Source organism: Pseudomonas sp. DC1.2 (assembly GCF_034351645.1).
Lineage (GTDB): Bacteria > Pseudomonadota > Gammaproteobacteria > Pseudomonadales > Pseudomonadaceae > Aquipseudomonas.
Genome location: NZ_CP133782.1, coordinates 2,932,347 through 2,956,524 on the forward strand (window position 1 = coordinate 2,932,347; position 24,178 = coordinate 2,956,524).

21 protein-coding genes and 3 pseudogenes are annotated in these 24,178 nt (G+C 58.5%); 7 read left to right on the forward strand and 17 right to left on the reverse strand.

Annotated features, from left to right (window positions below; translation table 11 throughout):
* Positions 1-89 precede the first annotated feature (89 nt).
* A complete protein-coding gene (locus RHM68_RS13210; RefSeq protein ID WP_322215269.1) occupies positions 90-1,091 on the forward strand; it encodes a GntR family transcriptional regulator in 1,002 nt (333 codons plus the stop codon).
* Between the two features lie 148 nt (positions 1,092-1,239).
* Here the strand turns inward: RHM68_RS13210 and RHM68_RS13215 are convergent, their stop codons facing one another.
* The 6 genes and pseudogenes from RHM68_RS13215 to RHM68_RS13240 form a co-directional block, all read right to left on the reverse strand.
* A complete protein-coding gene (locus tag RHM68_RS13215) occupies positions 1,240-1,455 on the reverse strand; it encodes a TOBE domain-containing protein (protein WP_045061257.1) in 216 nt (71 codons plus the stop codon).
* 194 nt (positions 1,456-1,649) lie between these two features.
* The gene (locus RHM68_RS13220; protein WP_322223787.1) at positions 1,650-2,141 is read right to left on the reverse strand and encodes a GAF domain-containing protein; all 492 of its coding nucleotides are present in this window, start codon (positions 2,139-2,141) and stop codon (positions 1,650-1,652) included.
* Between the two features lie 221 nt (positions 2,142-2,362).
* Positions 2,363-3,232, reverse strand: a pseudogene (locus RHM68_RS13225) (type II secretion system protein GspD); the annotation flags it as partial.
* Between the two features lie 676 nt (positions 3,233-3,908).
* Positions 3,909-4,895, reverse strand: coding sequence for a XopAH/AvrB family type III secretion system effector (xopAH, locus tag RHM68_RS13230; RefSeq protein ID WP_322215272.1), 987 nt, complete (start codon positions 4,893-4,895; stop codon positions 3,909-3,911).
* A gap of 173 nt (positions 4,896-5,068) precedes the next feature.
* Positions 5,069-7,381, reverse strand: coding sequence for a type III effector HrpK domain-containing protein (locus RHM68_RS13235; RefSeq protein ID WP_322215275.1), 2,313 nt, complete (start codon positions 7,379-7,381; stop codon positions 5,069-5,071).
* A gap of 85 nt (positions 7,382-7,466) precedes the next feature.
* On the reverse strand, positions 7,467-8,021 hold the full coding sequence (locus RHM68_RS13240) for an RNA polymerase sigma factor (protein WP_322215277.1): 555 nt from the start codon (positions 8,019-8,021) through the stop codon (positions 7,467-7,469).
* Between the two features lie 244 nt (positions 8,022-8,265).
* On the opposite strand from RHM68_RS13240, the gene sctW reads away from it, so the two are divergent.
* The 3 genes and pseudogenes from sctW to RHM68_RS26735 all read left to right on the forward strand — a co-directional run.
* Positions 8,266-9,372 (forward strand): type III secretion system gatekeeper subunit SctW, encoded by a 1,107-nt coding sequence (gene sctW, locus RHM68_RS13245; RefSeq protein ID WP_322215279.1) that lies wholly within the window; start codon positions 8,266-8,268, stop codon positions 9,370-9,372.
* A complete protein-coding gene (sctV, locus tag RHM68_RS13250) occupies positions 9,369-11,468 on the forward strand; it encodes a type III secretion system export apparatus subunit SctV (RefSeq protein WP_322215281.1) in 2,100 nt (699 codons plus the stop codon). The genes sctW and sctV overlap by 4 nt, the downstream gene beginning before the upstream one ends.
* A 33-nt stretch (positions 11,469-11,501) precedes the next feature.
* A pseudogene (locus tag RHM68_RS26735) lies at positions 11,502-11,720 on the forward strand (FHA domain-containing protein); the annotation flags it as partial.
* Here the strand turns inward: RHM68_RS26735 and RHM68_RS26740 are convergent.
* The 8 genes and pseudogenes from RHM68_RS26740 to norR all read right to left on the reverse strand — a co-directional run bounded on the left by RHM68_RS26740 (position 11,711) and on the right by norR (position 18,328).
* Entirely contained in the window at positions 11,711-12,019 is a 309-nt protein-coding gene (locus RHM68_RS26740; protein WP_416195195.1) for a hypothetical protein, read from the reverse strand. The pseudogene RHM68_RS26735 and the gene RHM68_RS26740 overlap by 10 nt on opposite strands.
* A gap of 17 nt (positions 12,020-12,036) precedes the next feature.
* A pseudogene (locus RHM68_RS13260) lies at positions 12,037-12,165 on the reverse strand (SCP2 domain-containing protein); the annotation flags it as partial.
* On the reverse strand, positions 12,159-13,049 hold the full coding sequence (locus RHM68_RS13265) for a U32 family peptidase (RefSeq protein WP_322215283.1): 891 nt from the start codon (positions 13,047-13,049) through the stop codon (positions 12,159-12,161). The pseudogene RHM68_RS13260 and the gene RHM68_RS13265, both read right to left, overlap by 7 nt.
* A gap of 10 nt (positions 13,050-13,059) precedes the next feature.
* The gene (gene ubiU, locus RHM68_RS13270; protein WP_322215285.1) at positions 13,060-14,055 is read right to left on the reverse strand and encodes a ubiquinone anaerobic biosynthesis protein UbiU; all 996 of its coding nucleotides are present in this window, start codon (positions 14,053-14,055) and stop codon (positions 13,060-13,062) included.
* Positions 14,056-14,175: 120 nt separating this feature from the next.
* Entirely contained in the window at positions 14,176-15,411 is a 1,236-nt protein-coding gene (gene glp / locus RHM68_RS13275; RefSeq protein ID WP_322215286.1) for a gephyrin-like molybdotransferase Glp, read from the reverse strand.
* Positions 15,408-15,962, reverse strand: a complete 555-nt coding sequence (gene moaB / locus RHM68_RS13280; RefSeq protein ID WP_322215289.1) for a molybdenum cofactor biosynthesis protein B — start codon at positions 15,960-15,962, stop codon at positions 15,408-15,410. Before moaB ends, glp begins: the two co-directional genes overlap by 4 nt.
* 100 nt (positions 15,963-16,062) lie before the next feature.
* The gene (pdxH, locus tag RHM68_RS13285) at positions 16,063-16,710 is read right to left on the reverse strand and encodes a pyridoxamine 5'-phosphate oxidase (protein ID WP_322215291.1); all 648 of its coding nucleotides are present in this window, start codon (positions 16,708-16,710) and stop codon (positions 16,063-16,065) included.
* Between the two features lie 88 nt (positions 16,711-16,798).
* Complete coding sequence (norR, locus tag RHM68_RS13290; protein WP_322215293.1) at positions 16,799-18,328, reverse strand: nitric oxide reductase transcriptional regulator NorR; 1,530 nt, start codon at positions 18,326-18,328, stop codon at positions 16,799-16,801.
* Between the two features lie 154 nt (positions 18,329-18,482).
* Between norR and ytfE the strand changes: the two genes are divergently transcribed.
* Positions 18,483-19,157 carry an iron-sulfur cluster repair protein YtfE gene (gene ytfE / locus RHM68_RS13295; protein WP_322215295.1) on the forward strand — a complete coding sequence of 225 codons (675 nt, stop codon included), beginning with the start codon at positions 18,483-18,485 and terminating at the stop codon, positions 19,155-19,157.
* A gap of 75 nt (positions 19,158-19,232) precedes the next feature.
* On the opposite strand, the gene RHM68_RS13300 is transcribed toward ytfE, so the two are convergent.
* A complete protein-coding gene (locus RHM68_RS13300) occupies positions 19,233-19,670 on the reverse strand; it encodes a hypothetical protein (RefSeq protein ID WP_322223789.1) in 438 nt (145 codons plus the stop codon).
* Between the two features lie 28 nt (positions 19,671-19,698).
* On the reverse strand, positions 19,699-20,889 hold the full coding sequence (locus RHM68_RS13305; RefSeq protein WP_322215298.1) for an NnrS family protein: 1,191 nt from the start codon (positions 20,887-20,889) through the stop codon (positions 19,699-19,701).
* A 475-nt stretch (positions 20,890-21,364) separates the two neighbouring features.
* On the opposite strand from RHM68_RS13305, the gene RHM68_RS13310 reads away from it, so the two are divergent.
* A complete protein-coding gene (locus RHM68_RS13310) occupies positions 21,365-22,048 on the forward strand; it encodes a Crp/Fnr family transcriptional regulator (protein WP_322215300.1) in 684 nt (227 codons plus the stop codon).
* Positions 22,045-22,245: a protein DnrP gene (locus RHM68_RS13315; RefSeq protein WP_322215302.1), complete on the forward strand. Its 201-nt coding sequence runs from the start codon at positions 22,045-22,047 to the stop codon at positions 22,243-22,245. Before RHM68_RS13310 ends, RHM68_RS13315 begins: the two co-directional genes overlap by 4 nt.
* Before the next feature lie 23 nt (positions 22,246-22,268).
* On the opposite strand, the gene RHM68_RS13320 is transcribed toward RHM68_RS13315, so the two are convergent.
* Positions 22,269-24,110, reverse strand: a complete 1,842-nt coding sequence (locus RHM68_RS13320; RefSeq protein ID WP_322215304.1) for a nitric oxide reductase activation protein NorD — start codon at positions 24,108-24,110, stop codon at positions 22,269-22,271.
* Positions 24,111-24,178: the final 68 nt, after the last annotated feature.

Sequence of the window (24,178 nt, forward strand, 5' to 3'; positions counted from 1 at the left end):
CAGGACAGGGCAGAAAAACGTGGTGCGCAGTGACACTCGCCAACTGTGAGAGAATTCCCGGCCATCGCTGCCAACACCCAGAGGAATAGATGAAAGCAGTCTCCGCCGAGGCCCCGCGCACCGCGTCGCGTTACGCGATGATTTATCAGGTCTTACGCGACGCAATCATCCAGGGCACAGCGTTGCAAGGCCTGGTATTGCTGGAAGCGCCTTTGGCCGACCTGTTCGGCACCAGTCGAGTGCCGGTGCGCAGAGCCCTTCACCTCTTGTACGAGGAAGCGTTGATCAGTCGCTTCGACGGCCGCGGCTACCTGATTAACCCTCAGGGCATTGAGATCGAACCGCTGCGCTTGCCCTTGAGTGCTGAGCACCTCGGTTTGGAAACTGGCGAAGAACGGGTCGACACACGGCCACTGGGCGAGCGTATCTACGAAGAGATTGGTGCGGCGCTGTCGACCTGTATCGCCTTCGGCCATTACCGCCTCGACGAACAGGCCGCCGCCCAGCATTACGGCGTTAGCCGTGCCGTCGTGCGTGAGGCGCTGATGCGCCTGAGGGATCGTGGGCTGGTGGAAAAGGAGCCCTATTCGCAATGGCTGGCAGGACCGTTGACCGCGCGCGAAGTCACTGAAGACTATGAACTGCGCGCCTGCCTTGAGCCCGAAGCCCTGCGCCTGAGTGCGCCGGCGCTGGACCGTGAGCGGCTAGAGGCAATGCTGCAACGAGTCTTACAAGCGCAGCAGGCCGAACATTGCAGCCTGGAAGAGATAGAGCGCATTGAGGAAGACTTGCATCAGCAGTGCCTGGATGGCTTGCAGAATCGCAAAATGGCCGCGCTGATTCGCCAAGCTCAGAGCCCGATGATCATCAACCGCATTTTTTATCAGTTGCTGGGCATAGGTGCCGATCAGGCGATGCTTGCCGAACACCGCCTGATTCTGGAGTTGCTGCTGCACGGCGCCTTCGATGCCGCGGCCCTGAACCTCAAGGAACATTTGCAGCGCTCGCGGCAAAGGATGTTGCAGCGCTTGAAGGTGTTGTCGGTGGTTCCGGAGCCTTCATTGCCGGGGTTTCTCAGCAAAATCAGCTGACACAGGAACGCTGCTCGCTCACCCGCTAAAGCAAAGACGCCGCGCCGAATTAATAACTGCCTGTGAATTGACCAGAAGCAGCCGGGGTTTTGAACACGATAAAAAAAGCGGCCGAGGCCGCCTGTCTTCAATATCAAATCGTGCTATTTCAAAGCTTGGCGATCGAGACTTCGGTGGATTTGACGAAGGCAATGACCTCGCTACCCACTCTCAACTCCAGATCGCGTACTGAACGGGTGGTAATCACCGACGTCACAATGCCGGAGGCGGTTTGCACATCGATTTCGGAGACCACCTCGCCTTGGACTATTTCCTTGATGACGCCCTTGAACTGATTTCGAACGTTGATCGCTTTGATGGTCATGACGAGGCTTCCTGTCTTGGAGTGGGCACTTGAGCACACAGTGCAGGCCTTCAAAATGCACGTTCCGAGACAACATCAAAAGGAATAAATAACGATTTATATATTCCTTTTGGAAATAACAAAGCAAGCCTGGTCAAGACCTTAAACTGATACCCGCCGTGATGTCTGGAGCGTCATCAGCCAAAACGAATAACCTACGATCCTGTCTCGTTTTTCATCCTGCGTTGCAAATCCAATGTGGTGCTGATCAGCCGGGTAAGGATTGTTAAAACTTCCATAATTTGCGGATTTTCGAGCCGTTTGGGCAATGTATCCAGCGCGCACAATGTGCCGAAAAAAGTACCGTCTGCAAAAATGATAGGTAAAGAAATATAGCTTTCAAAACCATGGTGTTTAGGCAAAGGATGCTGCGCAAAAACAGGATCGAAGCTGGCATGTTCAATCACTATCGCCTTTCGATGGATGCGCAGTTCATTACACAATGTCGTTTCAATTAAAAGCTCATCGCCCTTTTCAATTCCAAAATGCAACTCGTCATGTACGGCGCACGCTATCCAGTGGCTGTCAGTCACTTTAGCGATTGCGGCGAAGCGCATATCTGTCAAACGAGTGACCAGTCTTAAAATGTTAGAAGTTGCCTCTATTTCAGCAATCGCAGAGACTTCCTCATCCGTAAGATTATTAATACTGACCTCCTCTAACTTCTACGATAAAAATAAAGGTAACCACACCCTGTTGCCCTTGATCCGTCATACGCATTAATCAACCGGAAACCGGTGAAAATGTCAACGGACATCCTGGCGTGTGAGCAAAAATAGAAGCACTCCCGCCATACGGCCCGCAAGCACACAGGGCCTGACGCGCAGGTGTGCGGACGACGTGTATACAAGAGAGAAACGCCGTTAGCATCAGTGACCTGTCGCGACTGACTGCTGCTGGTGATCACACGCGGAGTGATCAGTACGATCAGCTCAGTTCGGTCCTTGGACTTGCTGGTATTGCCGAACAGCCAGCGTAAGCCGGGGATTTTTCCGAGGTACGGCACTGCGCTCACACTCCCGGCGTTGTCTTGTTTGATCAGTCCACCGAGCAGCACGGTCTGGCCACTTTGTACGGCAACCTGAGTCGAAACCGAGCGTGTTGAAATACGCGGCTTAGTTTGGGTCGTGGTGGTAGGCGTTTCTGCATCGCTGACTTGCTGTTGAATATCCATGTACACCAAACCGCCCGGATTGATGCGGGGTACTACATCCAGAATGACGCCCGTTTGCACATATTCAACGCTGCTCAGGGTGGTGTCGGAGTTACTGATATTAACCGTGGTCTGACTGATAGGAATATTGTCATCCACCTGAATCTGCGCCGGTTGGTTGTTCATTACTACCAGCGATGGTGCTGACACTACTTGTGTACGGCCGTTGGTTTCCAACGCATTTAAGGCCACCTGCAAGTTAGCACTGACAAAGGAATAGAGCAGCGAGTCGTTCCCCAGGCCCGCACCGCCGCCACCCGATGCGCCCTGGCTACCCGACGCGTTGGCGACCGTGGTGCTGGAAGAGTGACCGGCCAGTCGCCCCAAATACCATTGAACCCCCAAGTCCAGTTCACCAGTGCGTTTGACCTCCAGAATGCGCGTCTCGATCTGCACTTGCAGCGGCGGATAGTCTAGACGCTTGATCGCCGATTCGATTCCCTTCCACTGCACAGGACGCGTGCGCACCGACAACTGGTTGCTACTTTTTTGCGCGGTGATGCGCGTGCCCGCATCAAAACTTTTGGCGGTGTTGTCGCCGGCGGCATCCTGATCGGCGGTGTCGGCCTCCTCGCTGCCCTCGCTTGAGCTGTCGAGCGACGCGTCCGAGTCTGCTTGTTCGTCATCGGCATTTTCGCGGTTGCCACCATCAACGATCCCGCCCGCGCTCGTCACTTACTGACAAACGATGCGCAATGGGTACTGAGCGATTATCCGGATTTTCTGACGCCTCCGGCACACAGGAGCCAGCCATGAACGACTGGAAACAGCGATTGGTAGCTGTCGAATTGATGGCACAGGCAAGTTCGTCAGCGGCTCTGCGTTGTGGGGCATCGCCCTCTCTTAGCTGCACGACGCTCAAACAGTGGTAGCCGCTATCGCTTACCCCGCGCTCGGCTACAGGCCACACTTTCTATTTTTATAACCTGAATAAAACCGGTAGAAAGCAAACCATGAGTACACGCTAAACGTTAGAAAAAAGTTTTCAGCCGAAGAATTTATCCGCACAAATTACGCCTTGAAAAAGCGACGTGCATCATCAGCCTGCTCATTGAATGTCACTAATAAAACGTTCATCGACGAGCACATTGCCAAGCCTGACATGATCGGATTTATAGCCCTTGGCGAATTGGCCAAGGGCTTAACCCCGTTAATGATCGTTGAACGGTATTACCCGCAATCGCGTCGAGTGACGGTGATATCAAATACGCTCGAGAAAACCTTCGTACTTTTTGACAAAGTCTTTTAACGGCAGAGTAAGCGCCTCCAGATCGGGCACGATACCGTGTTTCATAGGCGCGAGGTCCATGCCTCTCGCCTGAGCGATCGAGCGTACACAGAGTTCCGTTTTGGCGGCACTTCCACGCTTGTCCGGCATGGCATGCGCCATCCACCAGTGAATTTCCGCTAGCGTTTTCAGCGCTCGCGCATCCGAGACGGTCGCGTCGGTCGCCTGCGCATAAAGCGTTTCAACATGCTGCATGATTTGCGGCACATATTCAGCACTCGTGTGAGACATCAAGTTCGGCTCGCCTAAATCCCTAAGCCTTCGGTTTCGCAACCCTACGTAGGGCTCTGCCATCCGGTTGGCATGGTGATCGGTACTTATGGAGAGTCGAGTAAGAGGAATGCGTTCCCCGTCGATTTCCCCACTGAAACGAAACACCTGCTGTTTCGGGAGAAAATCTGCGCCGCGCTCCATTTCGCCATCTTTGCGATGTGCGAATTTGTATTTTATATAGTCGTACTGTTCCGCCAACGGCGTGGCGTACTGTCGATAAGCATTAGGGTTACGAGGACTAAGAAACTTATCGGCATCCAGTCCAGCCCGGGATCCTCGCCACTCACGAGCTTCATTCCAAAGCGCATGAAAACTGCCGATATTTGCAGTGGCAATTTCCGCGCCCAACGCTCGGCTTTTATTGTAGAAAGATTGGCCGTACTCCATTTGTTGAGGAACATCATCTTGATTGAAGTGCGGATCTGGCCAACGAGCAACACCCACCAACGCCTGTTGATACTGCATTAACCGGCTTGGCTGCGGCCCCTGAAGTTCTCCATACCGAGGCGATCTGGCCCGGTGTTGTACCGGCGACGACTCGGCCCTTAAATGAGCTGGAGAGTTTAACTGCGATGAGCGAAAGCTCTCCGAAGAGATGACAGACGCTTTTGAAGATACGCAACCCATTCGAATACCCTACTTTCGATTAATGAGTGATGAGGCGTGATACCGTTCTGAAACTTGCAATAACGCCTTGTTTTTTTACAGCGTAAATGGCCACGCACACGCTCTTTTATAGCGTCGTATGCGGTCACCAGATTTTTAAGGAAAGGGGCATCAGCCCCGATTCTTTTCGACAGTTAATGCGCCTTGGCAATCCCAAACTGGGTCAGTACGGGGTCGACGTTATGATCGAATGCCTTCTGGGCTTTGTGCTTCTTGACTGCGTCGATAATCGCGGAAATACCAAAACCAATCGCCATGGCAGCGTCGGCAACCCAACCGATGATCGGAATCGACGCGCCCAAGGCGGCCCCGGCGGCAAGTCCAGTGGCTTCCCCAGCAACCATTGCCACTGCGCGCCCCGCCACTTGCCCGGCCATGCGACCCAGCCCGGCCGACGCCTCGCGGCCTACCATTTTGGCCGCGGCGTCATAGCCACCTTTGATCGCTTGCAAACCGGTTTTGGTGCTGTCGTAGAGGGTTTGCGCAGCGCCGGCCTTGTTGCCTTGGGCGAGCATGTCAGACACCGACGCGAACCCCATGACCGATTGCAGTGCCCTTGGCCCCATTTCCGAAGCGAGCTGGGTCGCCACCGATGGTCCATGGTCCTGATCGACCTTGCCCTCAAGCAACTTGCGACCCTTTTTCGAAGCCTGCAATTGCCCCAGCGTGGCGTCTACGTAGTCGCTTTGCTGGCCTTGGGTAAAATCGCTGGGCAGCGCACTCTCGTACAGCGCTTTGCGGTTGTCAGCCGTTTGTAGCGCATCACTGGCATCGACTTTTTTCTGGCCGAGCAGTTGCTTCAACGCACCGCCCTCGCTGAAGTTGTGAACATAGGATTGCGCGACTGCGTTCTGCAGGTCTGGCCGGCTGCTCAACACGCGCTCGGCGTCGGGCACTTCGGCGTCTGGGAACAGGTCCTTTTGCAACTGCAACTGAGCGGATAACCCACTGATGGCGCCGCTGTAGTCTGCATTTGGATTACGTTTGTTGGTGGCCCGGTCCGCCGTCGCCATATCGGTCTGCAAGGCCTGGCCGCTGTTGACGTTTTGCATCTGTTCGGTGACCGCTTTTTGCAGCGAGGCGTCACTGCGCACCAGCGAGCGTTCCTGCTCGGGAATGCTTTTGCCAAGGAACGCCTGCACGTCGGCGTCAGCCTGTAGTTGGCTGATTCGGTCGGCCAGTCCCTCTTCGGTTTTTTCAGTGTTGTGCAGGCTTCGTCCAGCGATAACGCTTTGCTGGGTCTGTTGCAGCTTGACCATCACCGCTGCTTTCTGCGCGCCACTGTAGGAGGCCGGCTTATCGAAGACGTTGGCGTCGAGCTTACTGATATCGATGCCGGCCACCGCATTCAACGTCGCAGCGTCGCTGAGCATGCTGGCGAACTGGCCGCCATTTGTGGGCGCCTGACTTTTGATCCAGTTAGTCAGGTTATTGGCATTGAACAATTGGTCGGGACTGTGCGCCGCCAGGTCGCGGCCCTTCTTCCCAGCTTGGTCGAGCTGACCAAGAAAGCCTGGCTGCGACCAGGTGTTGCAGGACTGTTTTAGCGCCCCGGCAAGCCCTGGGTTGCTCTCACTCAAGCCTTTCATGTCATCAGCGCTGATGTTGCCGTCGATTGCGCTCTTGTTCGCAGCACCCAGCGCGTGATGAGGGTCGGCAGCGCTGACCAGCGGCAAATTGGCCTGCATCAACGAGGCGTTACGCACCAGTTCCAAGGATTGCGGGTCGGCGTCGGGGTTATCTTTTGGGTATTTGATCAACTCCTTGTCAGCGTTATTCGCTGCATTTTCCATATGTTTGGCAAAGGCTTTGAGGTCTTTGTTGGTGATCTTGCCGTCCGCGTTGCCACCATGTTTACCGACGTCTACAGCTGTTTTAAGCGCCGGATTGGCATTGATGAACTCCATCGCCTGGGCCGATTCAGGCCCCTTGCCGGCGGCCATCCGCGCCGCTGCGATCGGCCGGTTAAGTTCTTTTTGCGCTTGCAGACGCTCATCGGGCGGCAAATTGGCCACCAACGGTTCCCAGCGCTTCAGGGCCTCAGGGGACGAATACACAGAGTTGTCGAGAAACGCAGCGTCGGCCGCTTTCGGGGCATTGGCAGGATCGTTGGCATCGGTGCTCGGCGAACCTGCCACCGGGGCGACCGGGTCGGTCGGTGCGACTTCGGCAGGCGCAGCACCGCACGACAGCGGCTCGACGGTTGGGGCGACGCTGGTCGGAGCATCACCCTGGCCTTGGAACAACAGGGCAAGAAGCGACGATGCCGTCTGCTCAGTGCCTTTGAGCGCGACCTGTGGATTTTCCGTGGCCTGACCGAACTGCACGCCGGTTTGGGCGTTGCCCGCCGGTGCAAGCATGGCGTTGGCAAGCGGCGACTCACCAACCAGTTCGCCAGAGGTGGGTGGAGTCACGATACCGCTGAAGGGGGAACTGGAAATACGCATGGGAAGTTGCCATCCGAGAGTGAAGGATGGCAACTGTGTGGCTGGCGACGCGAGTTGGTTCCCAAAAACCTGAAGAAAGCGCTCGTCAGGCAAACGGGTCCATCTGCTGCTTCAACTGCACCCGTGCCCGTGACAGCCTGGAGCGCACGGTGCCAATCGGCACCCCCAGGCTGTTCGCCGTCTCCTGATAGTTACCGTCCATTTCCAGCGAGACCTCCAGCACCTTCTGCATATTCGATGGCAGGCAGCCAATGGCCTCGATCACCCGTGCGAGCTGCCGATGCCCATCCACTTGATGGCTGATATCGGTATACCCGTCGAGCTCTGAGTGAACGTCCTCTTCCCAACTTTCCTGATACGGCTGGCGGTACATTTTGCGAAAGTGATTGCGAATAAGGTTCAGCGCGATGCCACACCACCAGGTTTGCGGTTTGCTGGCATGTTGGAATTTGTGCTCGCTGCGCAGTGCTTCAAGAAATACGCACTGGAGGATGTCATCGACATCGTCCGGGTTCATGACACGTTTCTGGATAAACGCCCTGAGCATCTGTATTTGATCATCCGTCAGCTGGCGGATGCCGGCAGGCGTCGGCTGTTGGCGAGGTTCAACTGCATCATGAATTACACGATTTTGGAGCATGGGGCTTACTCTTTTTTAGTAGTGTGCAAGCCCTATAGCGATAACCATGCCACTCAAATAAACCTTATAAGCTACTGATTTATAACAAAATAAAATAACTTGAAAATTCCTGTAATACAAAATTTTGCGCAGCCGCCATTTGGCGCCTACAAGATTTGGCACAAACGCAATAACACGCTTAAGCAGGGAACTGAACTGAGCCTGCGCCCCACTCAACGGGCATGACCAGGCTCAGAACCGCCCTATGAAAATCGTCGCTCCGCCTCTCTTGCAGACACTTCCGATCGCGCCGACAAGCGTCGTGGCACCTGCCGCGCAGCCGCTCCACAGCCCCACGCAGTACAGCGCCGGAACGTCGCCGCAACAGGTCTCACGTTTTGCCGCAGCACTGGTGCAGCACAGCCGTATATTGAGTCAGCGCGAGTTGGTGGCGAGTGCCAATGCCTTGCAGTCGCGGGCAGTCAAACTCGGCGAGCTCTATCAGTTGCTGATGGGCACTCAAGACACCGGGCTCGACACCGCAGCGGCGCTGCTGCGCAAAAAACTTCTGCTGCAAAATTCGACAGACCTGTCACAGATAATGGATTACGCCGACGGTGACGCGGCCAAGGCTCACGTGGTGCTGCAAGCTGCACGCAAACAAGCTCAGGCCGATGGCGCCATGGGCGAACACGTGGTGCTGACCCACCAGTTGAAGCTGCTGCGGCGCAAATACGGGACGCGCGCCAGGGCCGGCATCAACACCGCCAAAGCGTTCGCTCGGACCCACATCGACAACAAGCGCCGTGCCGCCTTGCGCAACCTCTACAACGTGGCCGTTTCCGGCCAGCCGAACATCACCGGGTTGATCGAAGCGCTGCTCAGCGAGCAAGAGGAACCTGGGCAATTCGACCTCAACCTGCGCGACATGCGCAGCGCGATAGCCGACGACCTATCGGCCTTGACCCCATCTGCCTCCCACGAGCAATTGCGCACACTGATGCACGGCCTTAATACCGCCCGGCACGTGACCACCCTGTTGCGCGGTTGCGAGCATTTGTTGGGGCGTATGCGCAACAAGAACCCTGACTTGAAAGTCGACCCGCCGGCTTTCCTCAAGCACCTGCTGACCCTGACGGCCAATGGCATGAATGTGAACCAAACCCTGCAATTGACCCAGCACATCGGCGGCAAGCAACTCAAACACCAACTGGCATTCCTCAATGCGTTACGGCCAATGCTGCTGCAACTGCCCATCCTGCTCTGGCGTGACATGAAAAGCCGTCAGAACGCTTTGAATAACCTGCTCATTCTGATGGCCGAACTCACTCAGCAGGAACAAAAGCAGCTTTACGGGGGGCTCGTCAGATGAATCAAGTGATTAACCTGCTGAACCAGATCGCCCTGGCAGCCATGCGCCGCTCGGAACTGGTCGGTGCATTCTTCGTCATCGCCATCGTGTTTATGATGATCACGCCTCTGCCCACCGGCCTGGTTGACGTGCTGATCGCGGTCAATATTTGTATTTCCTGCCTGTTGATCATGCTGGCCATGCACTTGCCAAGGCCATTGGCGTTCTCAACGTTCCCCGCCGTACTGTTGTTGACCACTATGTTTCGGCTGGCGCTATCGATTTCCACCACACGCCTGATTTTGCTCAACCAGGACGCTGGGCACATTGTCGAAGCCTTCGGCCAGTTTGTGGTGGGCGGCAACCTTGCGGTGGGTCTGGTGATTTTCCTGATCCTGACGGTGGTCAACTTTCTGGTGATCACCAAGGGATCTGAACGGGTTGCCGAGGTCGGGGCACGGTTCACACTGGATGCCATGCCCGGTAAGCAAATGTCTATCGACAGCGACTTACGGGCGAACCTGATCAGCGTGTACGAAGCGCGTAACCGTCGAGCGGAGCTGAATAAGGAAAGCCAACTGTTCGGCGCCATGGACGGGGCAATGAAATTCGTCAACGGTGACGCGATTGCCAGCCTGATCATCGTTGCAATCAACATGATCGGAGGCATTTCCATCGGCATGGTGCAGCACGGCATGAGCGGATCAGACGCCTTGCAGCTGTATACCGTACTGACCATTGGCGACGGCCTGATTGCACAGATTCCGGCACTATTGATCTCCGTCACTTGCGGCATGATCATCACGCGCGTGCCCAACACCGACTCGGGCGTCGAGGCCAACATCGGCCGCGAAATCGCCGAACAGATCACCAGTCAACCCAAGGCCTGGATCATTGCCGCCGTGGCCATGCTCGGCTTTGCTGCCCTGCCGGGGATGCCGACCGGTGTGTTCATCACCATCGCGATCATCTGTGGCAGCGGCGGCCTGCTGCAATTACAACGGGCCAAACCCAAAGCGGCCCAGGACAGCGCCGTCGCCGTGGCCCCGGAAATGAATGGCCGGGAAGACCTGCGCACTTTCTCCCCAAGTCGCCAGTTTGTCCTGCAATTCCACCCTGGGCAAAACACCGCGCAGGTCGATGCGCTGGTCAGCGAAATACGTCAACGGCGCAACCGACTGGTCGTGCAATACGGCCTGACCTTACCCTCGTTCATTATCGAATACGCCGAGCATCTGCAACCGGATGAGTTCCGCTTTACCGTCTACGACGTGCCGTTGCTCAAAGCGACGTTTACCCAGACCCACGTCGCGGTGGATGTGCGCCTTTTAGAGGACGAAACCACGCCCGCGGCGACGCCAGGCAGCGTCGACCGCCAGGAAGATCAGTGGGTCTGGCTGCCCGCCGACACCCCCCAACTGCAAGGCGGCGAGTTAGCCATGGTCAGCGCCACGACCCTGATCATCGAGCGTATGGAGCGCGCGCTACAGTCGTGTGGGCCGCAATTCATCGGTTTACAGGAAACCAAGGCGATCCTCGGCTGGCTTGAATCCGAGCAACCCGAGCTCGCTCAAGAAATGCAGCGGGTACTCACACTGACGCGGTTCTCGGCGGTATTGCAACGACTGGCCTCGGAATGCGTGCCGCTGCGAGCGATCCGAGTAATTGCCGAAACCCTGATCGAACACTGCCAGCACGAGCGCGACATCAGCGTACTGACGGACTACGTGCGCATCGCGCTCAAATCACAGATCTACCACCAATACTGCGGCGCTGACGGTTTGCAAGTGTGGCTGCTGACGCCGGAAAGCGAAGGCCTCTTGCGCGACGGCTTGCGCCAAACGCAAACCGAAACCTTCTTTGCGCTGAACAACGAAATCAGCCAAATGCTTGTGCAACAACTGCACATCGCCTTCCCCCTGCGCGCACCAGAACAATCAGTGCTGTTAGTTGCGCAAGACCTGCGCAGCCCGCTGCGCACTCTGCTGAAGGAAGAGTTCTATCACGTTCCCGTGCTGTCTTTTGCGGAGATCAGCAACGCGGCGAAGGTCAAGGTCATGGGGCGTTTTGACCTGGAAGATGACCTTGAACCACTGGATAACGAGTATGCCGCTTGAGCCGGCCGGGCTTTAGCATCGAGGGATTGTCGGATGTTTGAATTACGCGTACTGAACGGCCAGCACCAAGGCGCCGCTTTACCGTTGGTGGGCGAGCAGTGGTCGATTGGTTCCGCTGCGCAACAGGATTTAGCCCTGGACGACCCTGGCGTGGAACACCTGCACTGCCGCCTGCAACGCGAGGGCGACAGCTGGATGTTAAACGCCGAAGAGGGTCCCGTTTGCGATGAAGAAGGCAACAGTCAAGCCCGTACCGAATTGATCCCCAACACCGCTTTTATGCTGGGTTCGGTGTGGCTGTGCGTCTCATCAGCCAGCGACGCCTGGCGTTCCGTGCCGGCGGTCATCACTCGGCCGACACCGGCTGAGGCAGAACCGGCGCGCAGCGCAGCGCCCCTGGAAAAAGTGGAGTCGCGTTCACAACTGCTAAACCGCACCACGGGGATCATTGCCGGGGTGATGCTCGGCATCATCGGCAGTGCCTGGAGCCTGACTCGTCCGGCACCCATCGCGTTGGAGCAGAGCACCGAGCAAATCACTCCGACGGTCACGGCCAAACCGCCGCCAACAACGGCTCGGCGAGGCAGCGATTCAACGCCTGTTGAAGCGCCAAACGTTGCACAGCAAAGGGCACTCGGCGCACCAGCGGCAGCAAGCAGTCGGCTCCTTTCAACAACCATTTTTTTCGGTTCAACACAGGCCGGCCTCCTCAACACGCAGCATGCCGGCCTGGCCATGCCAATAGCCGTTGCAGCCTTCGACGAACAGCGGCGGTGTCTCGCCCAGACGAACCCGTTGATAGGCCTCAATCACCTCGGCCATGCCCTGAGCACGTGGGCTCAGGCGCAGCAGGTCGGCACCGCAGGCCACCAAACCGCAATAGTCGGCCAGTAAGTTGGTAACGTCCGCCGACATCGTTTGAATACCATTGAGGGTGAACAACGGCTGCCCTTCCTGGCTGTTCAGCGCCAAGCCATCCGGGTAGTTGATGCAGCAAAACTGGCAGTCATCCTTGGGCCGGTTTTCCGCTCGAGCGGTAAAGCAGCGTGCGGAATAGGCCAACGGCAAATGCCCATAGGCGAAAATTTCTACTTCTGGCACGTCGCGACCGAGCTCGCGGACCTGCTCGATCACATCACCAATCAACGCCGCCGAACATTCCACCGGCGGTACCCAACGGGTCATTCCGCAGTCCAGCAATTGCGTCAGCGCATGGCCGTTGTAAACGTTGAGCGCCGGGCCGCCCACGAACGGCAACTTGCGTTCAGCCAGAAACTGCACCGCGCCCATGTCATTGGCTTCCACAAGCAACTGGCCGTTGTCGCAGAGCCGGCGCAGGCTGGAAAGTTCTGACGCGGCCTCGATCAGAGTCAGGCTAGAGATCACCAGTTGGGCCTGGCTGCAGGCCTGCAGTTCACGCCCCAGCCCCAGCCATTGATCGAGTGAAAAAGCCCGACGTTTAGAACACACGGTTTCCCCCAGATAAATCACGTCCAGAGGCAGGGCCGACATCTCGGCGTAAAAATTGCTGAGTTGCTCTTTGTCCCAATAAAACAGGACCGGTCCAAGGCTGAGCTTCATGTTCCGTCCCTCATTGCCATGATCGATGGTAAGCACCCAGGGTGGTCTGGCTGCCTTCGGACAAACCAGCCAACACCTGACGCCATTCCTCCTTGACCCGAAAACTGCCCGGCGAACCGCGATGTGCATCCAGTGCCGCTCGCCAGACGCGGGTGACTTGCTCGACATAGGCCGGGCTACGTTGACGGCCCTCAATCTTCACCGCTTCGACGCCGATGGCGGTCAGCTCCGGGAGTAAGTCGAGTGTGTCGAGGCTCGTGGGCTCTTCCAGCGCATGAAAGCGTTTGCCGCCGACCAGAAAGCGGCCCTTGCACAATGTCGGGTAACCGGCCGGTTCGTCCGGGGTGTAGCGGTCAATCAGCACTTCGCTGAGTCGCGCGCTCAAGCCTTGGGCATCCTCGCTCCAGCGCACCGCCTTGGCCGGCGAACAGACACCGCACAGGTTCGGCGACTCGCCGGTGATGTAGGAAGACAGGTGGCAGCGACCTTCAGCCATGATGCACAAGCTGCCAAAGCCAAAGACCTCGATCGGCACCGGGCTGTTGGCGGCGACCTGGCGGACCTGCGCCAACGACAGCACCCGTGGCAGCACCGCACGCCGAATGCCGTAGCGCTGGGCATAAAACTCCAGCGCCGCGGCATGCGTTGCCGAGCCCTGGACCGAGAGGTGCAACGCCAGTTGCGGGTACCGCTGACTGGCATAGTTGAGCACTCCGGGGTCGGCGGCGATCAGCGCATCCACGCCGAAATCGGCAGCCCGATCGACTGCCCGCTGCCAGCGCTCCCAGCCCTTGGGTTGCGGGTAGGTATTCACCGCGACGTAGAGTTTGCGTTGATGCTGGCGGATGTGGGCGACCGCAGCGTCGAACTGCTTGTCATCCATGTTCAGGCCCGCAAAATGCCGGGCGTTGGTGTCATCGCGAAAACCGACATAGACGGCATCCGCGCCTTGGCGCACCGCCGCTTTAAGCGCAGGCAGATTCCCTGCCGGACAGACCAGTTGCATGGGTAATCCTCATAAAAAACACGTCTCGACCATCACCCGGGATCGGTAATGCACCGATCAAAAAGGCGCTGCCAGTCTAGCCAGGCCAGCGGGTATGGCCTTGACGACAATCAACTGCAATCAATGCATCAGGTCGGCAAAGGACAGGAACATGACGTTGTCGTGCTTGAGCACTTGCTGCTCGCACTCGATCACCGCCAGGCCGTCAGCCCAGCACGCAGCCGTCAACATTGCCGAGCTTTGCTGAGGGTGCAGCGCAACGCTCAATTGGCCGTCGGTGCCGGGGGTCAATCTGGCCCGCAGATACTGGCGGCGCTTGTTACGTTGCAACCAGTCGAAGCCGGCCGGCACGACCAATGGCGCCGGCATTACGTGCGTCACGCCCTGTGCCCTGAGGAGAAATGGACGCACGACCACCAACGCGGTAATCAACGCCGCCGAAGGATTGCCCGGCATGCCGATCCAGGGTTTGCCGGCGACTTCGCCAAAAGCCAGGGGTTTCCCCGGCTGAATGGCCAGCCGCCAGAAATCCAGGCTGCCCAGTTCCTTGATCGCCTGTTTAAGATGGTCTTCCTCGCCGACCGAGACGCCACCGGAACTCAGCAGCAAGTCGCACTCAGAAGACGCGAGACTCAAGGCATGTCGGCTGGCAGCCAACTCATCCACCATGACGCCGTAGTCATGCACCTCAACGCCCCAGCCACGCAACAACGCGGCCAGGCAATAGCGATTGCTGTTGTAAATCTGCCCCCGTGCCAAGGCATCGCCCGGTTCGCGCAGCTCATTGCCGCTGCTGAGCAAACACACCTGCAATGGTCGATAAACCTCGACCCGCGCCACGCCCGCACCCGCCAGCAACCCCAGTTCTTGTGGGCGCAGGCGTTTGCCGGCCTTGAGCAACAGATCTCCACGGTGAACCTCTTCACCTTCTTTGCGCACGTGATCACCCACGTTGACGGACGGGAACCAGACGCGCTCACCCTCGATCCGACAGCGCTCTTGCGGCACGACCGTATCGGCCCCCGCAGGCAATGGCGCGCCGGTAAAAATCTGCACCGCCTGCTGCGCGAGCAATGGCGAGCCGGCCCGATCCCCGGCAGCAATTCGCCCGCCAATGGGCAAGCAACCACCCTGCAAAGGCAGGTCGGCTGCCCGGAGCGCGTAACCGTCCATGGCGCTGTTGTCCCAGGCTGGCAGGTTCACCAAGGAGTGAATGTCCGTCGCCAGCACTCGCCCCAAGGCTTGATCCAGAGCGATCAGTTGCGCCACGGGGGGTGGCGGCGCCTGATCCAGCAGACGGTGGATCGCCTCGTCCACCGGGATCAGCTTGCCGAGGTCGCACACCCGACCGCTCATGAGCGCGTCTCGCAGGCATCAATGCCTGGTTGCGATTGCGGCTTCAAATGCGGGGCGAAATTGCAGGGCCCGGTGCGACTGTCCAGTTGCTCCAGCAATATCATGTTCCAGGCTGTCCGGCAGGCACCTGGCGAACCCGGGACGCAACACACCAACACGCCGTTGCTCATTCCAGCCAGTGCCCGTGACTGCAAACTGGACATGCCGATTTCCGCCAGGGATACCTGGCGGAACAGTTCGCCAAAGCCTTCAACATGTTTGTCGAGTAGCGGCAAAACCGCTTGCGGCGTGTTGTCGCGCGCGGTGAAACCGGTGCCGCCGGTCATCAGTACGACTTGCACCTGGGGGTCGGCAATCCACCGGGAAACGGTGGCGCGGATCTGATAAATGTCGTCCTTGACCAGCGCCCGGTCGATCAACACATGCCCGGCGGTTTGCAGCAAATCAGTCAGGGTTTGCCCTGAGGTATCAGTGTCAAAGGTGCGTGTATCGCTGATGGTCAGCACGGCGATGTTTAGGGGAACAAACGTGTGTTGCGCCAAATGGGCCATATCCAAGCCTTCCCGTCGATGAGGGTTTGGCCAAGCCTGAACCGGAATGATGGCCAGGCCTATTCCTCCAACGAGGTACCTCCACAGGGCGAATCAAGACTTAAGGCGCCAGACGGGTGCGATACCATTCGCCGTTCTGCAAACGGTAATCGAGGCGGTCATGCAGGCGGTCGACACGCCCCTGCCAGAACTCCAGCCGATGTGGGCGCAGGCAGTAGCCGCCCCAATGTTCCGGTCGCGGCACGCTCTGGCCAACGAAACGCTTGATGGTATCGGCCAACAGCGAATCAAGTGTCGCCCGACTGGCCAGCGTCCGGCTCTGGGGTGAAGCCCAGGCACCCAGGCGACTGGCCACCGAGCGCGAATCGAAGTACGCGTCCGAGAGCTGCGGATCGAGCCTGGACACCGGTCCTTCAATACGCACCTGACGCTCCAGCCCCGGCCAGAAAAATGTCATCGCAGCATTCGGGTTGGCGGCCAGTTGTAGCCCTTTGTCGCTCTGGTAATTGCCAAAAAACGTAAAGCCGTCGTCGCTCAAGCCCTTGAGCAGCAGGACCCGGCAGTGCGGTCGCCCGTCACTGTCGACCGTCGCCAACATCATGCTGTTGGCCTCGACAGGCGCGCACTCGGTGTCCCGCGCTTGCTGCATCCACTGTCGAAACATGGCCAGGGGATCGTCCAGCGCGGCCTCATCCTGCAAGCCGTTAAGGGTGTAGTTGCGGCGCATCTGGGCCAGGGAAAGAGGCATGACAGTGATCTCCGGAGGATTTTGCCCAGTGTGCGAGCCACTGGGCGAAGCCACCTTGATCACCATCAACATGCCCCGCCGCGCCGGCTTATTTAAGACGAAGCCGCCGGGCCAATTTATGCAGATTGCTCGGATCGACGTCCAACAGTCGCGCGGCGCTGGCCCAGTTGTCCCCGGAAAGACTCAGGGCGTGAAGAATTTTTTGCCGCTGACAGTCATCAACGGCGTCGCCCAAGGCCTGGAACGGCGCATCAGACATCACCTCTGGCAGCCGTTCGAGGAGCATCCCCGACGCCCCCATCGCACTGTCGAGGTCGAGGACTTGCGGCTCTAGCGTCATGATCAACGCCCGACTGGTGCCGCGACTGAGTTGCTTCAACGCAGCGCGACTGATCACATGTTCCAGCTCGCGCACATTGCCCGGCCAGGTATACGCCAGCAAGCTGCGCTCGGCCGCTGGCGACAAACGCAAACCACGCAGGCCAAGCCGCGCCCGGTTGAGTTCAAGGAAATGCCCGGCGAGCATCAACACATCGTTACCGCGCTCGCGCAGAGGCGGAATCGGCACCGGGTACACCGAGAGCCGGTGATACAGGTCAGCCCGAAACACGCCGTCGCGGATGCTGTCGGGCAGGTGCCGGTTAGTCGCGGCGATAATCCGTACATCCACGTGCAACGGTTTATCCGCCCCCAAGCGCTGGATCTCGCCGTTTTGCAAAGTGCGTAACAGTTTCGCCTGAACGCTTAACGGCAACTCACCGACTTCATCGAGAAACAGTGTGCCCCCGTTGGCGGCATCGAAACGTCCGGCGCGGTCACTGGTGGCGCCGGAAAAGGCGCCTTTGACATGCCCGAACAACTCACTCTCTGCCAGCGATTCCGGCAACGCGGCGCAGTTGACCTGCACCAACGGCTTGTGACTGCGCCGTGACAAACGATGCAGGCGCCGGGCAAACAACTCTTTGCCGACGCCGGTTTCGCCCAACAGCAACACCGGCAGATCAGAATCCGCCAGCACATCCAGCTCATTCAGCAACTGGTGTAACACCTCACTCTGTCCAAGGATTTCGCCTTCATCGGCGGGCAAACGCACGTCTTGAAGATCGCTGCGGGACAGGCGCAAGCTGCGGTTTTCCTGTTCAAGCCGGGTGACGCGCACGGCCGCTTCGATCTGCAAGGTGCAACGCTTGAGTTCCTCACGCGCTCGGCTGTCGAAGGTGCCGGCATGCAACGCATCGAGGGTAATGGCGCCCCAGATCCGCCCCTCCACATACAGGCTCACGCCCATGCAGTCATGCACCGGCAACGGTTCACCGACATGGTTGTCGAGCAAGCCGTCGTAGGGGTCCGGCAAGCGGCTGTCAGGCTCGAACCAGGTCGGCTCGCGTGACGCCATGATCGCTGCCAGTCGCGGATGCTGAGCGATGACAAACCGGCGTCCCAATGCTTCATGAACCAAACCCACCGTCGCGACAGGTCGCAGGCTATCTTCGTCCAGACGCAGCAATCCCACGGCACCGCTGTTGAAATATTCACGCAGGGTCTGGACCAGTCGCTGGAACCGTACCGCATTGGGCAACTCGACAATCAGGTCGGCTGCCAGGCTTTCTCGCAGCATGGTAGTAATCACCCTCTATGGTTGGATTCACCCTAAAGTGTCAGGGTGACAATCACCACAACTTAAATATTATTGATAATTTTCAACATGTTAAATATGGCATGCCGGATGCAATGTGCCTGGGGAACCGTTGAAATCCAAACAAGGAACCCTCATGAGCCAGACCCTACTGGAACAAAGCCTCGGCCAACTGGCCTGCGACATTCCCGGCGCCACCCGGATTTTTCACACCTTCAAACTGGACTTCTGTTGCGGTGGCCATAAAAGCCTGCGTGAAGCAGCCATGGGTAAAGACCTTGACCCGATGTTGATTGCCGACGCTCTGCACATCCTGCAAGGAGTCGGCGAAACTCAACTTGACTGGCGCAACGAACCGTCGCAAGAGTTGATCGCTCACCTCCTCACCCGCTACCACGCCCGCCACCGCGAGCAACTGCCGGAGCTGATCCGCCTGGCCCGTCGGGTTGAGCACGTCCACGGGGCGCGCAGCAGTTGCCCCAACGGCTTGGCCGACCTGCTAACCGACATTCAACAAGAACTCGAAGGCCACATGCTCAAGGAGGAACAAGTGCTCTTCCCGATGCTGCTACAAGGCATCGGCCCCCAGGCTGCCCCGCCGATCCAGGTGCTGCGCTTCGAACATGATCAACATGGCCAGGCGCTGGAAAAACTCCTGGCACTGACCAACAACATCACCCCGCCAGCGGATGCCTGTAACACCTGGCGCGCCTTGTATCGCGGGTTGCTGGAGTTTCGCGATGACCTGATGCAACACATCCATCTGGAAAACAATGTGCTGTTCGTAAACGCCCTGAACCCCCGTCATTGATCGATTGCCGCTTACCCCAAACCCGCGCCAGCCCACCGGTTGTCGCGGGTTTTGTCTGTCGGGGACTGTTGGCGCTCAGCCATGCCAATAGAACATGGCCTTGGCGAGGATCACGATCAACACCATGTGCCCGAGGATGCTACGGCGAATCCAGCTCGCCCGGGTGGTGGTCAGGCGTGAGCTTTTCAGCCAATACGCCAACAGCAAATAATGACCGATGATGCTTAGGGCCAACAGGATCTTCAGGCTCAGCATCGTGCCAAAAATGCTGGCCAGCGGCTGACTCAAAGCGCCACGGTACTGCCACGCCAAACTGATGCCTGCGCCATACAACAGCAACACCACGCCATGCAGCACCTTGCGCGAACGCACGGCAATCGCCTGATCCGCCGTCGACTGTGGCGCCTCCGGCAACTGTTGGCGGGCGTGATGCCAGATCACTACGTCGAAAAACAGCGTGCCAATGAAGGCGATCGCCGCGAGCAAGTGGGTCACCAACAAAATGGGATACATCACTGACCACCTCCCTCATGTCGCCGGCTCAACCCGGATGACCGTCAACCCGAGTGCGCAGCAGCATCGGCCCGTAACGCCAGGCGTACAGCGCAAACGCCAGCGCCCAGCACAGGCCGGCCAGCCACAACGCCAACAGCGGCAAAAACAGGATCAACACGACCCGACTGAGGCACGCCAGATTGAGCAAAATAAACGCCAGGGTCATGCCCGATGGAGGCTTCAGGGGGCGGCCGGTATGACCCAGGCTGACCCGCGCGATCATCGCCAGTACCAAGCCACCCATGGCACCGATTGTCAGGCAATGCACCGCCAGACTCGGGTTGATCGGTACACCGAAATGCCACAGCGCCATGCCCAGGCACGCCGCCGCCAACCAGCCATAGGCCAGGTGCAGTGACCACAACAACGGCACACGCCAGAGTGCCCGATCATGCCAGCGAACAAGGCGCACAACATGCCCCGCCGCCAACACCGCGAACAGCAGACCCACCCAGACATTGGGGTTGAGCGCCGGTCCCGCCGCATAAAGCAACGCAACCAGTGGCGAACCGATCAACAACAGCCAATCCAGCCACGGCCAGGGAGCAACGCCCTCGACCCGACCAAGACCACGCTGGGTGAAAAACGGAATGACCCTCCCGCCGATCAACCCCATCATCGCCGCCACCAGCCAGATGCCGATCAGCACGCCTTGGCGCTGCCAGCCTTGATGACCGTCGAGCAGGCCGTAAAGCGACAACCCATCGGCCACGGCCAACAGCAGCAACACCACCACAATCGGGTAATTACGTTTCTGCCGCGCTTTCCACAGGCTGATACCCATGAGCAACGCCACCGCCAACGGGAACGCCAACTCCAGTACCGCGAGCAGCGGCCACGGCGCATTGACCAGCCAGGCCGCCCGCGCGCACAACCACAGCAACGCCAGCGCCGCGAGGGGGGTTGCGCTGATACCTGGACGACTGGTCCAGGTCTGCACCGCCGTCAGCAAAAAGCCTGCGATGATCGCCAGCCCGAACCCGAACAACAGTTCATGCCGATGCCAGCCCAGCCAACCGCCAGCCGGTGTCCAGTGGGCTATCGAACCGCTGAAAGCGGCCAGCCAGAGCGGTATGACCAGCACTGCCAACAGGCAGCCCGCGAGGAAAAAGGGCCGGAAGGCCAACCGTAACAGCGGCGGGATCGCCATCGCTTTACGGCGCTCAAGCACTTGCATAACGCCACTCCTCTAACGTGTTGCGGACCTGACACTCACCCGCAAGCGTCGAGGTAAATCCAGGGTGGATCATCGGGTATCGGCGATCAAACGCAGTTGTCGCAGATCAAGAGTGCAAGGGCCGTGCCCCCAGGCCCATCAGCGCCCGGAGCGGCGCCCTCACATGCAACAACGAATGAATCAGGGTAAAAATGACCCTTACTCGGTTATTTAAACCCTATCGAGCAGGGTCATTTTCACCCTGACGCTGACGTCCCCCCACAAACAAGGGCCTCCAGGCATGGCCCGCGTCTTGCTCAAGCGTCTAGAACTCAAAGAAAACCTCGATCTGCGGGAGTCATCATGAAAAAAGTCATTCACTCACTGGCCTGGTTTGTGGTGTTGACCTCAGTCCTGGCCATGGCCAGCAGCCTCGCTTTGGGCCTCGTCTGACGACGTCAGCCGACCCTTTCTCAACCTTGCAGGATGAATTTCCATGGTGCCTCATCGCGTCCACCACCAGATTTTGCGCAGTCATCATTTATTCGAACCGCTGAACGAAGAGCAGCTGGATCAATTGATGAGTAGCAGCCACTTGCTGAGCATCGACAAAGGCGAACCCTTGTTCCGACAAGGCGAGCCAGCCGACTCGTTCTATTTCGTGATCGCCGGGGCGGTGAAAATCTACCGGCTGACACCCGATGGGCAGGAGAAAGTGTTTGAAGTCATCGGCGATCGACAAACCTTCGCCGAGGCGATGATGTTGATGGACACCCCCAACTATGTGGCCTCGGCCGAGGCGGTCTGCCCTACTCAGCTCTACCGCTTATCCAACAGCACCTACATGCGCCTGCTTCAAAGCAATAGCCGGCTGACCTTTGCGTTGCTCGGCAAGCTTTGCGTGCGTTTGCACCAAAGGGTCAATGAAATCGAAACCCTGTCGCTGAAAAACGCCACCCACCGGGTCGTGCGTTACCTGCTGACGCAACTGGTGCGCTTGCAGCCGGTTGACAGCCAATTCGAGCTGCCGATGGCCAAGCAATTGATTGCCGGGCATCTGTCGATCCAACCGGAAACGTTTTCGCGGATCATTCGGCGCCTGATCGATGAAAAAATCATCACTCAGGACGGCCGCCAGATTGCCATTCTTGATCGCCTGCGCCTGGAGCAGTTCGAGTGAGTGCCATGCCCGTCTGCCTGTATTGCCAACACATTAACCCGCCACAGCAATCCGAATGCCTGCGATGCGGCATGCCCCTGCCCGCGATGGCCGAACGCATCGAGGAACGTCGACTGCACCGATTCAGGTGGTTTTGTATTGGCCTGACGATCTTTTGCATAACGATGTTTTTCGTATTGCCGCGCAGCATCAGCTGATGCCGCTTGATTCAGACCGGGGCTCAACGCTGAGTCAGTTGGCGATACAGGTGCGGCAAGCGCAAAGGTAATTGCTCAGGCTGACAAATCAAGGTGTAGCCATTGGCACCGAACATGTATGGGAGATAATCCCCGGCCTCGCGATCGATAGTGATACAGAACGGCGTCAGCCCTTGACGCCGAGCCTCCAGCACCGCCTCGCGGGTGTCTTCAACACCGTAGCGGCCCTCATACACATCCAGATCATTCGGTTTGCCATCCGTCAGCAGCAACAACAGTTTGCTGCGCCGCTTGCTCCTGCCCATTAGGTGCGTGGCTTGGCGAATCGCTGCGCCCATGCGCGTGTAATACCCCGGTTTGAGCCCTTGAATACGCCCGCGGGTGTTGTCGTCATAACGCTGGGTGAAGGACTTGAGTTCCTGCATGCGCACTTGCTGGCGACGCAGTGAGGAAAACCCGTACAGGGCGAAATCATCCCCCAGCCCCGACAGGGTTTCGCCAAACAGCAGCAGGCTGTCGCGAATGACATCGATGACCCGATGCTCATCGTTCAGGTGCGCGTCGGTGGACATCGAGACATCGGCCAGCAACAGGCACGCCAGGTCGCGGCGCGTCTGACGTTGCTCCATGAACAGACCGCGCTCGGCGCACCAACCATGCTCGCGTTCAACGTGAAAATCCAGCCATGCCTGCAGATCCAGTTCAGTCCCTTGAGGTTGCTGGCGCAGCCACTGGCGGTCATTGCGCACGTGCTCGAATTGGCGTCGCAGACGCAGCGCCGAAACCTTCAGCCGTGGCGGCAGCGGCTGCGCTTCACAATCACGGGGCACCATCATTTGCAGATTGACGAACGCGTCCTGCATCTGCTGTTTGCGATAGTCCCACTCGGGCAACTTGATGCCCTCGCCCAGCGGAATATCGTCAACATCCGCGGGAGGCAAATCCAGGTGCAGCTTTAAGCCGCCACCCTTGCGCAGGCGGGTGCTCGACAGGGTCAATTCGTCCAGGTCGTCGGCGACCCTGGCGGCGTCCGAGTCTTCGCTGTCATCCGACCAGCGATCCAGGTCCACGTGCTCGGTCCAACTGAACAGGTTCTCCAGCCGCACCACCAACAAACCACCGTCGCGGGGGCTGTCATCAAAGCGTTTGGCGCGTTTGCGCCCGCCTTTCTGCTCGCCTGGCAGCGTCGTCAACGACTCTTCGGACTCCTCACCCAGATCGGCAGCCAGCGGACTGGCGAGATGTTGCGGCGGGTATAACCACAACGGCAACGGCCACGCCGCCCTTTCGCTGCGCGGAAAATTCTCGACACTGCCAGGCTCGCGTAACGCCTGACATAGCGCGCGCTCCAGTGCCGCTTCACTGCGGTTCAACGAAGCAGGGTCTGGGCGCAATTGCAGATGGGCGTCGACCAGTCGCTGGTAACGCGCGCGCAACGCTGGGTAGCGCCGCAACAGCCGTTGCGTCCAGCGCTGGTTGTCCCGCCCCCAATGCCGCATCTGATCGGCCTGCGCTGCCAGCAGCGCGAGCCAACGATAGAGTTCCTCGTTAAGGGCCACTTCAGGGAAGACCGCGAGGCTTGATGGCAGACGAAGGCTATTTTCGTCACACCATGCCAAGGGCACTTGTTTGCAGGTGCCGGCGATCTGCTGCAGTACGTTGCGTCGCAACAATAGATCGCGGACGCTGGCCGCTTCCACACCGATGCCATTGGCACCGCCCATGGCGCGAAACAACAGCGCCAGCGAGCGTTGCTGGTTGGCCAGTTCAACGCGCGCTTCAGGAAAATCCGGACTGGCGCGCCGGGTGATGAAGCGATGCCAGACACTGCCTACCCACTCTTCCAGTTCGACGGTAAAGGCCATGCTGTTTGCCCTTATTGGAAAGCAAAAAACGGCCCGCTGTATCAGCCGGGCCAACCCTTTCTAGCCGT

Bases quoted from the DNA above. Each gene is read 5' to 3' on its own strand.
- pdxH (WP_322215291.1), bottom strand. From the start codon at position 16,710: ATGCCTCTTTCCCTGGCCCAGATGCGCCGCAACTACACCCTTAACGGC.
- RHM68_RS13210 (WP_322215269.1), top strand. From the start codon at position 90: ATGAAAGCAGTCTCCGCCGAGGCCCCGCGCACCGCGTCGCGTTACGCG.
- RHM68_RS13300 (WP_322223789.1), bottom strand. From the start codon at position 19,670: ATGTATCCCATTTTGTTGGTGACCCACTTGCTCGCGGCGATCGCCTTC.
- glp (WP_322215286.1), bottom strand. From the start codon at position 15,411: ATGAGCGGTCGGGTGTGCGACCTCGGCAAGCTGATCCCGGTGGACGAG.
- RHM68_RS13215 (WP_045061257.1), bottom strand. From the start codon at position 1,455: ATGACCATCAAAGCGATCAACGTTCGAAATCAGTTCAAGGGCGTCATC.
- RHM68_RS13265 (WP_322215283.1), bottom strand. From the start codon at position 13,049: ATGAAGCTCAGCCTTGGACCGGTCCTGTTTTATTGGGACAAAGAGCAA.
- RHM68_RS13235 (WP_322215275.1), bottom strand. From the start codon at position 7,381: ATGCGTATTTCCAGTTCCCCCTTCAGCGGTATCGTGACTCCACCCACC.
- RHM68_RS13240 (WP_322215277.1), bottom strand. From the start codon at position 8,021: ATGCTCCAAAATCGTGTAATTCATGATGCAGTTGAACCTCGCCAACAG.
- ytfE (WP_322215295.1), top strand. From the start codon at position 18,483: ATGAGCCAGACCCTACTGGAACAAAGCCTCGGCCAACTGGCCTGCGAC.
- RHM68_RS13310 (WP_322215300.1), top strand. From the start codon at position 21,365: ATGGTGCCTCATCGCGTCCACCACCAGATTTTGCGCAGTCATCATTTA.
- moaB (WP_322215289.1), bottom strand. From the start codon at position 15,962: ATGGCCCATTTGGCGCAACACACGTTTGTTCCCCTAAACATCGCCGTG.
- sctV (WP_322215281.1), top strand. From the start codon at position 9,369: ATGAATCAAGTGATTAACCTGCTGAACCAGATCGCCCTGGCAGCCATG.
- ubiU (WP_322215285.1), bottom strand. From the start codon at position 14,055: ATGCAACTGGTCTGTCCGGCAGGGAATCTGCCTGCGCTTAAAGCGGCG.
- sctW (WP_322215279.1), top strand. From the start codon at position 8,266: ATGAAAATCGTCGCTCCGCCTCTCTTGCAGACACTTCCGATCGCGCCG.
- RHM68_RS13320 (WP_322215304.1), bottom strand. From the start codon at position 24,110: ATGGCCTTTACCGTCGAACTGGAAGAGTGGGTAGGCAGTGTCTGGCAT.
- norR (WP_322215293.1), bottom strand. From the start codon at position 18,328: ATGCTGCGAGAAAGCCTGGCAGCCGACCTGATTGTCGAGTTGCCCAAT.
- RHM68_RS13305 (WP_322215298.1), bottom strand. From the start codon at position 20,889: ATGCAAGTGCTTGAGCGCCGTAAAGCGATGGCGATCCCGCCGCTGTTA.
- xopAH (WP_322215272.1), bottom strand. From the start codon at position 4,895: ATGGGTTGCGTATCTTCAAAAGCGTCTGTCATCTCTTCGGAGAGCTTT.